The following is a 12,668-nucleotide window of genomic DNA, read 5'->3' as shown; positions in this document are numbered from 1 at the left end:
CCTCGCGCACGCGGCAACCGCGCGGCCCGTCCGTGCGTCTTTCGGGATACGGGTGCACGGCGTCGAAGCCGTGCGCCCGTCCACGTATCCGCATGTTTTTTGTATCCACCATCCTCCTGGGGGCCGAAGTGAAGCCGAAGTACCGCCTGGCAGCCGTCGCCCTGACGGCAGCGCTCGCCATACCCGCGATCACCTCCTGCGACGCGATCTCGACCGCGATGGACTGCGCGAGCACGGCAGTCGCCATCACGGACGGCGCCAACGACCTCCAGCAGGCGGTCTCGCAGGCCGGCAACAGCCCCCAGGACGCCCAGAACGCGCTCAACGCGATCGAGGCCAACCTCAAGAAGGTCGGCGACCAGACGGACAACGCCGACCTGAGCAAGGCCATCTCCTCGATGAACACGGCCGTCCAGAACGTCCGCACCTCCATCGAGGGCGGCACCACGACCCCCGACGTCACCCCGGTCGCGGACGCGGCGAAGGAGATCTCGAAGGTCTGCACCCCGGGCTGAGCCCGCAGCCCGGAGGCCGGAGGGCGGCCCGGATAATGGCTGCATGACCTCCACGCAGCCCAGCCGCCTGATCCTCGCCACGCGCAACGCGGGCAAGGTCACCGAACTCCGCGCCATCCTGTCCGCCGCCGGCCTGCCGCACGAGCTGGTCGGCGCGGACGCGTACCCGGAGATCCCGGACGTCAAGGAAACCGGCGTCACCTTCGCCGAGAACGCCCTCCTCAAGGCCCACGCCCTGGCCCAGGCGACGGGCCTCCCGGCCGTGGCCGACGACTCGGGCCTCTGCGTGGACGTGTTGAACGGCGCCCCGGGCATCTTCTCGGCCCGCTGGGCCGGCGCCCACGGCGACGACGCCGCGAACCTGGCGCTCCTGTTGTCCCAGCTCGGCGACATCGACGACGAACACCGCGGCGCCCACTTCTTCTGCGCGGCCGCCCTCGCCCTCCCGGACGGCACGGAACGCGTGGTCGAAGGCCGCCTCCTGGGCACGCTGCGCCACACCCCGGCGGGCACGGGCGGCTTCGGCTACGACCCGATCCTCCAGCCCCTGGGCGAGTCCCGCACCTGCGCGGAACTCACGGCGGCAGAAAAGAACGCCATCTCCCACCGAGGCCAGGCCTTCCGCGCCCTGGTCCCGGCGGTCCGGGAACTGTTGGGCTGACGAAGCCCGGATGCGCCGACGGCCGGCCACCCCGCGAGGGGTGACCGGCCGTTGCTGTGGGCCCGGTGGGATTTGAACCCACGACACACCGGATCTAAACCGGCGCCCTCTAGCCAGCTGGGGTACGGACCCGCACCACCACCTTACTGGTCGGCGACGGTTCGTTGCGAAGGGATGGGTGTCCTTGATCGATTGGCGAAGGTCGGGGTCTGGCTGTGGCAGGAAGGGCACAAGTAGCGGAGGTTCTCACGGCGGTTGTCGAGCCGGTCGCCGTTCACGTGGTCGATCTCCAGAACGAGCCTCCGGCCCCGCCAAACGTTCCCAGTGCCGCACTCCACACACAGGTGCGGTACGCCGAGGTCGTCCAGAGCTCGGCGGAGTGTCACCGTCTTCGTGCGCGAGGAACCGGCTTCGAGGCGCCTCAGGATCTCGGCCGAGGGCATCCGCGCGGGGGAGGGGCGTCCGATGGCGTGTCCCTGGCCGGTGAAGTGCTCTGTCGACAGCCCGTATTCGCTGATGCTCCGCCTGGCCTTGGCGCGTGCGGCACCGTCGAGGGGGTGGTGTCCGAGTGTGCGCATGACCCCGGCCATGCTCATCGAGTCGGCGACGGCGTGCGCGATGTCCCCGCGGGCGAAGAGGTGACGTGATGAAGGAGCGTGTCGCGGTGGGAAGTGCGAGGTGTCTATCCCGAACCGATCGAGGAGTTTGGTGATGTGGGCGCGGGCGCTGTTGTACGGCTCGACGCCCATGTGGGCGAGCATTCCGGCGATCTCGACCGAGCATGCGGCGGCTTCGCGCAGCCTCTCCTCCGTGTAGTGCTGGCGGACCCGGTCGGGGAGCGGCTCGTCGACGAAATGGGACGTGTCGATGCCGTAGTGAGCGAGTCTGTCGCGCAGATACCTACGCGGACCTGCCAGCAGCGGGGCCTCCAGAAGCCGCATGAGGTCGACCAGGCTGGTGGCCCGTGGCGCCGTCCGGCTCAGCAGGTCCCGCGTGTACTTGACCTCGCTCATGCCGCCCTCCTGGCTTTGCGGCCCCGGTACGTGTCCGTAGCTGCATGGCAGTTGGGGCACAGGAGCCGGAGGTTTTCCTGTCGGTTGTCCCACCACTCGCCATTGATGTGATCGACCTCGTGTCGGAGGGGCTTGTCGTTCCACACCGTGCCGATGCCGCACTCGTCGCATTCCTCGGGAACACCGACCTTCCGCAACTCTCGGCGTAGCCGATCGCCAGGGATTCGGCCGTCCTGCGGATCCCTGAGTGAGAGCGCTGGTCCGAGCGACCCCTTGGGGCGCCTTCGGGTCGTGACGAAATGCGAGGTGTCGATGCCGAGAGCGGCGATCCGCCGCGAGATGTGTGTCTGGTTGCCGCCGACGTTGTTGATGCCGAGTCGGCCTATCACCTCCGAGATGGACGTGGACGCGGCCACCAGCTCGCGGAGTCGCTCCTCCGTGTGCCGTGCCCATCCCGTCGGAAAGTGGGAGCAGTCGATCCCCGCTTCCCGCATCTTCGCCTGCAGGTAGCGCCTGCTTCCACTGGTTGCCGTGCCGCCGCACCAGCGGACGGCGTCGTCCCAGGTGTTCGTCTCGCGGGCTGCTTCTTGCAGGAGCTCGCGCGTGTACCGGACTGTCATTGCCTCCCCCTATCGGCCGCGCGTGCGGCCCTCGTACGGAGTAACGGACCGATAGTCGGACAGTTACGGCTGATTTCGTCCGGAAAGCAGAGCGGCCCGCACCGGGTGGGTGCGGGCCGCTTCGGCAGGAGCGGGGCGGGATCAGATGCCCAGGTCCTTGATGATCTTGGCTACGTGGCCCGTGGCCTTGACGTTGTAGAGGGCGCGTTCGACCTTGCCCTCCTCGTCGACGATCACCGTGGAGCGGATGACTCCGGTGACGGTCTTGCCGTACAGCTTCTTCTCGCCGAACGCCCCGTAGGCCGTCAGAACCTCCTTGGAGGGGTCGCTGACCAGGGTGACCTTCAGGTGCTCCTGCTCGCGGAACTTCGCCAGCTTCTCCGGCTTGTCCGGGGAGATGCCGATGACGTCGTAGCCGGCCGTGGCAAGGACGGCCAGGTTGTCCGTGAAGTCGCAGGCCTGCTTGGTGCAGCCCGGGGTCAGGGCGGTCGGGTAGAAGTACACGATCACCTTGCGGCCCTTGTGGTCGGCGAGCGAGATCTCGTTGCCGTCCGCGTCGGGCAGGGTGAAGGCGGGGGCGATGTCGCCCGGCTCAAGTCGCTCGCTCATTCTCAACAGTCTCCTCGGGAGGGGATCGGTACGGTGTCGAGACTAAGCTGCTGACAGACTGTTCATGGTGGGCTACGCCCGCCGAGGGACCGACCACGACGACGGAGGCAGCGCGGTGCCGGAAGCCAGGACCCCCGCACAGATCGAGGCGGACATCGTCCGCCGCCGCGAGCAGCTCGCCGAGGCGCTCGACGAGATCGGGGTGCGCATGCACCCCAAGACGATCGTCGGGGACGCCAAGGCGAAGATGGTCAGCAACGTCGACCATGTCGTCGGACGTGCGGTGGCCACGGTGAACCGCCTCGTCACCGATGCGCGCGACGGGCTGCGTCACGACGACGGCGCCCCGCGCGTCGAGCGGATCGTGCCGGTCGCACTGCTCGCGGCCGGCGTCGTGGGCCTGCTGGTGATGTCGGCGCGACGCAAGCGCTGATGACCCTGGGGGGTGCGGGGCGGGTGTGGGCGGGTAGGTTCGCTCCGTGAGCGAGAACACCACCACCCACGACAAGCTGCCCATCCGCATGCTGCACGACCGCGTGCTCGTGAAATCCGATTCGCCGGAGGGTGAGCGCCGCTCGGGCGGCGGCATCCTGATTCCGGCGACGGCCGCGGTGGGCAAGCGGCTGGCCTGGGCCGAGGTGGTCGCGGTCGGGCAGAACGTACGGACGGTCGAGCCGGGGGACCGGGTGCTGTACGACCCCGAGGAGCGGGCCGAGGTGGAGGTGCGCGGGGCGACGTACCTGCTGATGCGGGAGCGGGACCTGCACGCCGTGGCCGCCGAGCGGCTGGGGTCGGAAGACTCCACGGGGCTTTATCTCTAGACCACGCGCAGATGTGGGGAATGGGCCGGTGACCATCGTCACCGGCCCTTTTCGTCGGGTTTTGCTACGGTGGGGAGGAACCCCCGACGAGACGCGCCGTACCGGGTGGCTGTCGCGCTGTTGCCGATGGCTGCATGACAAGACGACGCACCCCGTTCCGCTCTCGTTCCGGAGGTGCCCGTCATGGCCTGGATTCTGCTCATCGTCGCCGGTCTGATCGAAGTCGCTTGGTCGATCGGCATGAAGTTCACCGACGGATTCACCCGGCTCTGGCCGAGCGTGTTCACGGGCGCCGGCATCGTGGCGAGCATGGTGCTGCTGTCGATCGCGGTCAAGACCCTGCCGATCGGTACGGCGTACGGCGTGTGGGTCGGCATCGGCGCGGCCGGTGCGGCGGTGGTCGGGATGGTCGCCATGGGGGAGCCCGTCACCGCCGCCCGGATCTTCTTCATCTGTCTGCTGTTGGCCGCCGTCGTCGGGCTGAAGGCGACCTCCGGTCACTGAGTCGCTGAGTCGCTGAGTCACCGGTTCACTGGGCTACTCCAGTAGGTCCGCCGGTGGGCGTAGGCCTTCGGTGGTGCCGCCTTGGGTGCCCGTCGTGGTGCCCGTTGCGGCGCCGCCGTCGGTCTGGCCGCCGGTGTTCTGGCCGCCGTCCGTCTGGCCGCCCGTGGTCTGGCCCCCGGTGTTCTGGCCGCCGGTGGTCTGACCTCCGTCCGTCTGGCCTCCGTTGTTCTGCCCGCCCGTCGTCTGGCCGCCGTCCGTCCGGCCCCCGTCCGTCTGTCCGCCTGTGGACGGGGTCCGGGTCGGGCGGCCCGGCCGGCCCGAGGGGCGGTCGCCCGGTGTTTCCTCCTGGGAGGGGGTCGGGTCCGGGTTCACGGGCGGGGGCGGCGGGGGCTGGTTCGCGCCCGGCATGAGCTCCAGGTCGAAGTCGAGGGGGTCGCTGTCCCCCAGGGCCGTCTTCGTGTACTGGGCCCAGATCCGGGCCGGGTAGCCGCCGCCCCCGATGCGGGCCTCGCCCAGGGCTCCGTAGAGGGATTCCAGGGAGCCGGTGTCCGGGTCCTGGCCCATCATCGAGACGACGGTGACCAGGTTCGGGGTGTACGCCGCGAACCAGGCCGAGCGGTCCTGTTCGGCCGTGCCCGTCTTGCCGGCGGCGGGGTGGCCGGCGGCGAGGGCGGCCGTACCGGTGCCGTTGTCCACGACGCTGACCAGCATGGACGTGGTGGTGTCGGCGGCTTCGCGGCTGACGGCCTGGGCCGGGTCGCGCGAGGGGAGCGGGACGGTGTCCCCCGCCTTGGTGATCTTCTCGACGAAGGTGTAGGGGGTGCGGCGGCCGTGGTCGGCGAGGGTCGCGTAGGCCTGGGTCATGTCCAGGACGCTGGCCTGCATGGTGCCCAGCGCCATGGCCGGTCCCGGGTCGAAGTTCGGGGTGTTCTCGGGGATGCCGAGGGCGATGGCGGTCTGCTTGACCTTGTCGGTGCCGACGTCGACGACCATCTGGGCGAAGACGGAGTTGACGGAGAGGTCGGTGGCGGTGTTGACGGTGATGTTGCCGTAGCTGAGCTGCCCCTCGTTCTCCGGGTCGTAGGGGATGCGGCTGCCGACGACGGGCCGTTTGTTGTCGCCGTTGTAGATCGTGTACGGGGTGATCAGGCGACCGCCCTGGGTGCGGGAGTTGTTCTGGACGGCGGCGGCGAAGACGAACGGCTTGAAGGTGGAGGCCACTTGGTAGTCGTGCCGGGTGGCGTTGTTGACGTACTGCTTGGTGTAGTCGATGCCGCCGTACAGGGCGACGACCTTGCCGGTGGCCGGGTCGATGGAGACGGCTCCGGTGCGTACGACGCGGTCCGCCTTGCGCTTCTCGGGGTCGAGCTTGCTGACCATCTTGTCGTTGACGGCGTCGACCATGGCGGTCTGGCGGGTCTTGTCGATGGTCGTGGTGATGCGGTAGCCGCCCTCGGCGAGGGTCTTGTCGTCGAGGATCTTGTTCTCGGCGATGTAGTCCTTGATGGCCTCGACGAGGTAGCCGCGCTGTCCGGAGAGGCCGGCGGCCGGGCGGATCTTGCCGGGCTCGGGGAACCGGGTGGCGGCGCGTTCGGCGGGCGTCATCCAGCCCTTCTTGACCATGCCGTCGAGCACGTAGTTCCAGCGGGCGAGGGCGCGGCCGCGGCCCTGGGGGTGGGCGACGACGTCGAAGGCGCTGGGGGAGTTGAGGAGGGTGGCGAGGTAGGCGCCCTCGGCGGTGGTGAGCTTGCCGACGTCCTTGCCGTAGTAGGCCTGGGCGGCGGCCTGGATGCCGTAGGCGTTGCGGCCGAAGTAGCTGGTGTTCAGGTATCCCTCGAGGATGTAGTTCTTCGACTTCTCACGACCGAGCTTGATCGCGATGAAGAACTCCTTCACCTTCCGCTTGATCGTCTGTTCCTGGCCCAGGTAGTAGTTCTTGACGTACTGCTGGGTGATGGTCGATCCGGACTGGGTGCCCTTGCCGGTCGCGGTGTTCCAGGCGGCGCGCAGCATCGCCGCGGGGTCCACCGCCCGTTCGGAGTGGAAGTCGCGGTCCTCGGCGGCCAGTACGGCCTCTTGGACGGTCCGGGGGATCTGGGAGAGCGGCACGTTGACGCGGTTGACTTCGCCGTCGCGGGCGAGTTGGGTGCCGTCGGTGTAGAGGTAGACGTTGGACTGCGCCGTGGCGGCCGCGTTGGCGGGCGGGATGTGGACCAGCAGGTAGCCGGCCACGAGGGCGCCGCCGATGAGCAGGGCGAGCAGCAGGCACGCGCCCAGGGCCATGCGCCAGGTCGGGAGGAGGCGGCGCCAGCCGGTGCGCTTGCGCTTGGCCTTCTTGGCCGCCTTGGCCTGCTGTTTCGCCGCTCTCTTCGCGTCCTTGGCCGCGGGCGGCGCTCCGGGCTGCGGGGCCGCGCCGGTGCCGGTGGGCTGCTGCCCGTCGGGGGTGTCGGGATCGCGAGGCGTCCATCCGGGCGGTGGTGACGGGTCGCTCATCTCCGGGACTCCTCGGCGCCGTACGAAATATCCACATCTGTACCTCATGCTGTCTACCCGATGGCCGCCGGTTCCGCTCCGGACGGGCGTAAATCGTTCGCGTGGATCGCCCCTCCGCACTAAGCTCGCGCGCTTTGGCCGACGTAGGAACGACGCAGCAACGATCCGGGAAACGGAGGGGACGAGGTGCGCCAGCCGACGGCCCGGCGAGCGGGGCTCTACGGGGCGGTCGCGGCCGGGGGCTTTCGCAGGTACGCCACCTACGGGACGGCCACCGCGGCGGGGGTGTTCACCAACACCGTGTTCGGCTTCATCCTGGCCTACACGTACATCGCACTCTGGGACGAGCGGCCCGGGCTCGGAGGCTACGACCAGTCCGAGGCCCTCACGTTCATGTGGGTCAGTCAGGCGCTGCTCGCCGCCGGGGCGCTGATCGGCGGCGGCTTCCAGGAGGAGTTCCAAGAACGCGTCCGTACGGGTGACATCGCCGTCGACCTGTACCGTCCGGCCGATCTCCAGGCGTGGTGGCTCGCGGGTGACCTGGGCCGGGCGGTGTTCCAACTCCTGGGCCGTGGCGTGGTTCCGCTGGTGATCGGCGGGCTCGTCTTCCAACTGGCGCTGCCCACCGCTCCGCTGCGCTGGCTGCTCTTCCTGGTCTCCGTGTTCCTCGGGCTGGTGGTGAGCTTCGCGCTGCGCTACCTGCTGGGTCTGGCGGCCTTCTGGCTGATGGACGGGGCCGGGATCAACATGATGGCCACGGTCGTCTCCATCTTCTGCTCCGGGATGCTGCTGCCGCTGACCGTGTTCCCGGGCGGCTTCGGGGAGTTCGTCCGCGTCCTGCCCTGGGCGGCGATGCTCCAGGTGCCGGTGGACGTGCTGCTCGGCGGGGGCGGTGGGGCCGGCGGGGCCGCGCGTACGGCGGGGGCGCTGGGCTTCCAGGCCGCGTGGGCGGTGGTGCTGCTCGGGCTGGGCCGGCTGGTGCAGTCGGCGGCGACGCGGAAGGTGGTGGTTCAGGGTGGCTGAGCGGGTGGTGGAGGGAGGGGCGGGAGCGGCGGGAGGAGCCGGGGTGACTGCGCCGACCGAACGGGCGGAGGCGCCCGGGCTGGTCGTCCCGCGGCGCAGCCGGGTCCTGGAAGGGCTGCGCGGCTACCGGCTGATCGCCGCGATGTGGATCCGGTCGACGATGACGTACCGCACGTCCTTCCTCCTCTCCACCTTCGGCAACGCGGCCATCACGCTCCTCGACTTCGTCGCGATCATGATCATGTTCTCGCACGTGGACGAGCTGGGCGGTTTCACGCTGCCCGAGATCGCCCTGCTGTACGGGTCCTGCTCGGCCTCCCTGGGCCTGGCCGACCTGCTGCTCGGCAACACCGACCGGATCGGTGCCCGGATCCGCGACGGCTCCCTCGACACCATGCTGGTCCGCCCGGTCCCGGTGCTCGCGCAGGTGGCGGCCGACCGCTTCGCGCTGCGCCGGCTGGGGCGGATCGGGCAGGGGCTCGCGGTGCTGGGGTGGGCCGTCTCGGAGCTGGACCAGTTGCACTGGACGGTCGGGAAGGTCCTGATGGTGCCCGTGATGATCACGGCCGGGGCGGCGATCTTCGGCGCGGTGATGGTGGCCGGGGCGGCCTTCCAGTTCCTCGCCGGGGACGCCGCGGAGGTGCAGAACAGCTTCACCTACGGCGGCTGCACCATGCTCCAGTACCCGCCGACCGTCTTCGCGAAGGACCTGCTGCGCGGGGTGACCTTCATCGTGCCGCTCGCCTTCGTCAACTGGCTGCCCGCGCTGTACGTGCTGGGCCGGCCCGATCCGCTGGGGCTGCCGGGGTGGGTGGCGTACGCGAGCCCGCTGGTGGCCTTCCTGGTGTTCCTCCCCGCGTCGCTGGCATGGCGCGCGGGCGTTCGTTCGTACCGCAGCACGGGGAGCTAGTCGTGTCGGATGCGCTCATTTCATTGGACGGGGTCGAGAAGGTATTCGACGTACGCCGCAGGGTGGGCCTGGTGCGCCGGGAGAAACGGCAGGTCAGGGCCGTGGACGGGATCAGCTTCGAGGTGGCCCGGGGTGAGATGGTCGGCTACATCGGGCCCAATGGCGCGGGCAAGTCGACCACCATCAAGATGCTCACCGGCATCCTGACCCCGAGCGGCGGCCGGCTGCGGGTCGCGGGCATCGATCCGGCGCGGGAGCGGATGCGCCTCGCGCACCGGATCGGGGTGGTCTTCGGGCAGCGCACGACGCTGTGGTGGGACCTGCCGCTGAAGGACTCGTACGCGCTGATGCGGCGGATGTACCGGATCCCGCCGGCGCGGTTCGCGGAGAACATGGAGCGCTGCGTGGACCGGCTGGACCTCGCCGAGCTGCTCGACGTACCGGTACGGCAGTTGTCGCTGGGGCAGCGGATGCGCGGGGACATCGCGGCGGCGCTGCTGCACGACCCCGACGTGCTGTACCTGGACGAGCCGACGATCGGGCTGGACGTGGTGAGCAAGGCGAGCGTACGGGGCTTCCTGCGGCAGCTGAACGAGGAGCTCGGCACGACGGTGCTGCTGACCACGCACGACCTCCAGGACATCGAGCAGCTGTGCGAGCGGGTGATGGTGATCGACCACGGGCGGTTGGTCTACGACGGCTCGCTGGGCGGGCTGCACACGGCGGGCGGCGCGGACGGTGCGGTGGTGAGCGAGCGGACGCTGGTGGTGGACCTGGAGCGGGAGCTCCCGCCGATCGAGGTGGCGGGGGCGCGGGTGGTGAAGGTGGAGGGCGCGCGGCAGTGGCTGGCGTTCCCGGCGCGCGCTTCGGCGGCTCCGCTGGTGGCGGCGGTGGCGGCGCAGTACCCGCTGCTGGACCTGTCGGTGCGGGAGCCGGACATCGAGGACGTGATCGCGCGGATGTACGCGGGGCGGGGATAAATCAGGGACAACCCTGACCCGGAGAGGGGTTCGGGCCGTACCGCTCTCCGGGGTGACTGCATAGGCTGGTCCGCATGAGTGATGAGCGGCCCGAGAAGCCGTTGCCCGAGTCGGCGCAGTCCGAGGAGCCGCGGTCCGAGGAGCCGCGGTCCGAGACGGCCCTCCCCGGAGGACCATCGCCATCCCAGGCGCCATTGCAGGCGCAGGCGGCCTCGCCGGCGCCGCTGCCCGAGCTGCGGGCTTCGGACGCCGACCGGGAGCGGGTGGTGGACCGGCTGCGGGACGCCGTCGCCGAGGGCCGGCTCGACATGGACGAGTTCGAGGAGCGGCTGGACGCCGCCTACCGGTCCCGCACGTACGCGGAGCTCGAACCGCTGACGCGGGATCTGCCCGCGCTGGGTGCGACGGCCCCGATCGCGGTCGCCCCGGTGGCTCCGGTCGGGCTGACGAAGGCGGTGCCGGCGGGTTCGGAGGCCGCCTGGCCGGCCCGGATCGTGGGCGGCGGAGGGGCGGCGGGCGGCCCGGCCATGGCCGTCGCGGTCATGTCGGGCTTCCAGCGCAAGGGCAACTGGACCGTGCCCGCCCGGTTCCACGCGGTGGCGTTCTGGGGCGGCGGTGAGATCGACCTGCGCGAGGCGAACTTCGCGGAGCGGGAGGTGGTGATCAACTGCGTCGCCATCATGGGCGGCATCCAGATCACCGTCCCGCCGGGCATCGAGGTCGACGTACGCGGCATCGGCGTGATGGGGGGCTTCGACCAGCGCGACAGCCCCGGCCCGGTGGAGCCGGGGGCTCCGCGGGTGGTCGTGACGGGCCTCGCCTTCTGGGGCGGGGTCGAGGTGAAGGTGAAACCGCCGAAGCAGCGGGCGGTGGCGAAGCAGAAGCCGCGCAAGGAGCTGTAGAAGCGGCTGTAGAAGCGGCAGTGGAAGGAGCTCCAGGGCGACACGGTCCGGGGGACCGCGGTCCACAGACGGGGGACGAGTACGGCGCGCCGGGAACTCCCCGGGCGCCCCGGGAGTCGGATGCTATGAAGTCGGACGCTTCGCGGACGAAACCGTCGCCCGGGGGAAGGCAGGAGCACGTGGAGCAGGGCAGCACGACGGCTACGGCGGAGGCTGGATCTTCGTCGGATTCGTCGGAATCTTCGGCTTCGTCGACGAGGTCATCGACCGGGGCTACGGCACGGGGCGGCTTCGTGTTCAGCGAGGCGGACGAGGAGCGCCGGCGCGGCGTCCGCCGGATGAAGCGGACCGCCACCGGCCTGCTGGTCCTGGTCGCGCTGGTCTACGTGGCGGCGAAGTGGGCGGAGCACGCGGGCGCGGGCGGCTGGGCCGGGTACGTCGCGGCCGGGGCCGAGGCGGGCATGGTCGGTGCGCTCGCGGACTGGTTCGCCGTCACCGCCCTGTTCCGGCGGCCGCTCGGCCTGCCCATCCCGCACACCGCGATCATTCCGACGAAGAAGGACCAGCTCGGCGTCTCGCTCGGGGAGTTCGTCGGGGAGAACTTCCTCTCCGCCGACGTGGTGCGCACGAGGCTGCACGCCCTCGGCATCGGCGGCCGGCTCGGCGCCTGGCTGGCCGAACCCGCGCACGCCGACCGGGTCACGGCAGAGCTGGCCACGGCCCTGCGCGGGGCGCTGACGGTCCTGCGGGACTCCGATGTGCAGGCCGTCGTGGGCGAGGCGATCACGCGGCGGGCCGAGACGGCGGAGATCGCGCCGGGGATCGGCAAGACGCTGGAGAAGGTCGTCGCGGACGGCGGCCACCGCCGGGTCGTGGACCTGGTGTGCGCGCGGGCGTACGACTGGCTGGTCACCCATGCCGAGTCGGTGGAGGCGGCGGTGCAGGGCGGGGCCCCCGGCTGGACCCCGAGGTTCGTGGACCGCAAGATCGGCGACCGCGTCTACAAGGAACTGCTGCGCTTCGTCCAGGAGATGCGGGACATGCCGGAGCACCCGGCGCGCGGGGCGGTGGACCGTTTCCTCGCCGATTTCGCGGCGGACCTCCAGTCGGACACGGAGACGCGGGCGCGGGTGGAGCGCCTGAAGTCGGAGATCTTGCAGCGCGAGGAGATCCAGGACGTGATCGCCTCCACCTGGACGGCGGTCCGCTCGATGATCATCTCGGCGGCGGAGGACGAACGCAGTGCGCTGCGCCTGCGGGTCCGTTCCTCGCTGATGTCCCTGGGCGCCAGGCTGGCCACGGACGGCCGCCTCCAGGACAAGGTGGAGGGCTGGATCGAGGGCGCGGTGGTCTACGTGGTCACCACGTACCGCACGGAGATCACCTCGCTGATCACGGACACGGTGGCGGGCTGGGACGCGGAGCACACCTCGCGCAAGATCGAGGCCCACATCGGCCGCGACCTCCAGTTCATCCGCATCAACGGCACGGTGGTCGGCGCTCTGGCGGGCCTCCTGATCTACACCGTGTCGCGGGCCTTCGGGGCGTAGCGGGGCGATGGGGTCCGGCCGGGCACGGTGGGCGGCGCCGTACGGGGCGCCGGAGACGCCCCCCGGG

14 protein-coding genes, 1 tRNA gene and 1 riboswitch are annotated in these 12,668 nt (G+C 70.5%); of the genes, 10 read left to right on the top strand and 5 right to left on the bottom strand.

The genetic code is table 11. From position 1 onward, the window contains the following. The first annotated feature begins 92 nt into the window (after nucleotides 1-92). Entirely contained in the window at nucleotides 93-515 is a 423-nt protein-coding gene (locus OG247_RS16325) for a hypothetical protein (protein ID WP_327252943.1), read from the top strand. 43 nt (nucleotides 516-558) lie between these two features. Beyond that, the gene (rdgB, locus tag OG247_RS16320; protein ID WP_327252942.1) at nucleotides 559-1,176 is read left to right on the top strand and encodes an RdgB/HAM1 family non-canonical purine NTP pyrophosphatase; all 618 of its coding nucleotides are present in this window, start codon (nucleotides 559-561) and stop codon (nucleotides 1,174-1,176) included. A gap of 57 nt (nucleotides 1,177-1,233) precedes the next feature. Here the strand turns inward: rdgB and OG247_RS16315 are convergent. The 4 genes from OG247_RS16315 to bcp all read right to left on the bottom strand — a co-directional run bounded on the left by OG247_RS16315 (nucleotide 1,234) and on the right by bcp (nucleotide 3,418). After that, a tRNA-Leu gene (locus OG247_RS16315) sits at nucleotides 1,234-1,308 on the bottom strand. A gap of 11 nt (nucleotides 1,309-1,319) precedes the next feature. Continuing rightward, the gene (locus OG247_RS16310) at nucleotides 1,320-2,189 is read right to left on the bottom strand and encodes an HNH endonuclease (RefSeq protein ID WP_327252941.1); all 870 of its coding nucleotides are present in this window, start codon (nucleotides 2,187-2,189) and stop codon (nucleotides 1,320-1,322) included. Further along, a complete protein-coding gene (locus OG247_RS16305; RefSeq protein ID WP_327252940.1) occupies nucleotides 2,186-2,809 on the bottom strand; it encodes an HNH endonuclease in 624 nt (207 codons plus the stop codon). The genes OG247_RS16310 and OG247_RS16305 overlap by 4 nt, the downstream gene beginning before the upstream one ends. Nucleotides 2,810-2,950: 141 nt before the next feature. Next, the gene (gene bcp, locus OG247_RS16300; RefSeq protein ID WP_327252939.1) at nucleotides 2,951-3,418 is read right to left on the bottom strand and encodes a thioredoxin-dependent thiol peroxidase; all 468 of its coding nucleotides are present in this window, start codon (nucleotides 3,416-3,418) and stop codon (nucleotides 2,951-2,953) included. Between the two features lie 64 nt (nucleotides 3,419-3,482). Here bcp and OG247_RS16295 point away from each other — a divergent pair, with 64 nt between their 5' ends. From OG247_RS16295 to OG247_RS16285, 3 genes are all read left to right on the top strand, one after another. Beyond that, nucleotides 3,483-3,851, top strand: a complete 369-nt coding sequence (locus OG247_RS16295; protein WP_327252938.1) for a DUF3618 domain-containing protein — start codon at nucleotides 3,483-3,485, stop codon at nucleotides 3,849-3,851. 46 nt (nucleotides 3,852-3,897) lie between these two features. Beyond that, the gene (locus tag OG247_RS16290; RefSeq protein ID WP_250741151.1) at nucleotides 3,898-4,239 is read left to right on the top strand and encodes a GroES family chaperonin; all 342 of its coding nucleotides are present in this window, start codon (nucleotides 3,898-3,900) and stop codon (nucleotides 4,237-4,239) included. Nucleotides 4,240-4,297: 58 nt separating this feature from the next. Continuing rightward, a riboswitch (guanidine-III (ykkC-III) riboswitch) is annotated at nucleotides 4,298-4,391 on the top strand. Nucleotides 4,392-4,422: 31 nt separating this feature from the next. Next, a complete protein-coding gene (locus tag OG247_RS16285) occupies nucleotides 4,423-4,743 on the top strand; it encodes a DMT family transporter (protein ID WP_327252937.1) in 321 nt (106 codons plus the stop codon). A 33-nt stretch (nucleotides 4,744-4,776) separates the two neighbouring features. Here the strand turns inward: OG247_RS16285 and OG247_RS16280 are convergent, their stop codons facing one another. Beyond that, entirely contained in the window at nucleotides 4,777-7,236 is a 2,460-nt protein-coding gene (locus tag OG247_RS16280) for a transglycosylase domain-containing protein (RefSeq protein WP_327252936.1), read from the bottom strand. Between the two features lie 186 nt (nucleotides 7,237-7,422). On the opposite strand from OG247_RS16280, the gene OG247_RS16275 reads away from it, so the two are divergent. The 5 genes from OG247_RS16275 to OG247_RS16255 all read left to right on the top strand — a co-directional run bounded on the left by OG247_RS16275 (nucleotide 7,423) and on the right by OG247_RS16255 (nucleotide 12,601). Continuing rightward, nucleotides 7,423-8,259, top strand: a complete 837-nt coding sequence (locus tag OG247_RS16275) for an ABC transporter permease (protein ID WP_327252935.1) — start codon at nucleotides 7,423-7,425, stop codon at nucleotides 8,257-8,259. 43 nt (nucleotides 8,260-8,302) lie between these two features. Further along, complete coding sequence (locus OG247_RS16270; protein WP_327252934.1) at nucleotides 8,303-9,169, top strand: ABC transporter permease; 867 nt, start codon at nucleotides 8,303-8,305, stop codon at nucleotides 9,167-9,169. Further along, nucleotides 9,127-10,149, top strand: a complete 1,023-nt coding sequence (locus OG247_RS16265; protein ID WP_327252933.1) for an ABC transporter ATP-binding protein — start codon at nucleotides 9,127-9,129, stop codon at nucleotides 10,147-10,149. Before OG247_RS16270 ends, OG247_RS16265 begins: the two co-directional genes overlap by 43 nt. A gap of 74 nt (nucleotides 10,150-10,223) precedes the next feature. After that, on the top strand, nucleotides 10,224-11,051 hold the full coding sequence (locus tag OG247_RS16260) for a DUF1707 SHOCT-like domain-containing protein (protein ID WP_327252932.1): 828 nt from the start codon (nucleotides 10,224-10,226) through the stop codon (nucleotides 11,049-11,051). Nucleotides 11,052-11,176: 125 nt separating this feature from the next. Next, nucleotides 11,177-12,601 carry a DUF445 domain-containing protein gene (locus OG247_RS16255; protein WP_327252931.1) on the top strand — a complete coding sequence of 475 codons (1,425 nt, stop codon included), beginning with the start codon at nucleotides 11,177-11,179 and terminating at the stop codon, nucleotides 12,599-12,601. Nucleotides 12,602-12,668 lie beyond the last annotated feature (67 nt).

This window comes from Streptomyces sp. NBC_01244 (genome assembly GCF_035987325.1).
GTDB lineage: Bacteria > Actinomycetota > Actinomycetes > Streptomycetales > Streptomycetaceae > Streptomyces.
Note: the sequence above shows the minus strand (reverse complement) of the source record. Positions and strands in the feature narration are given on the sequence as shown.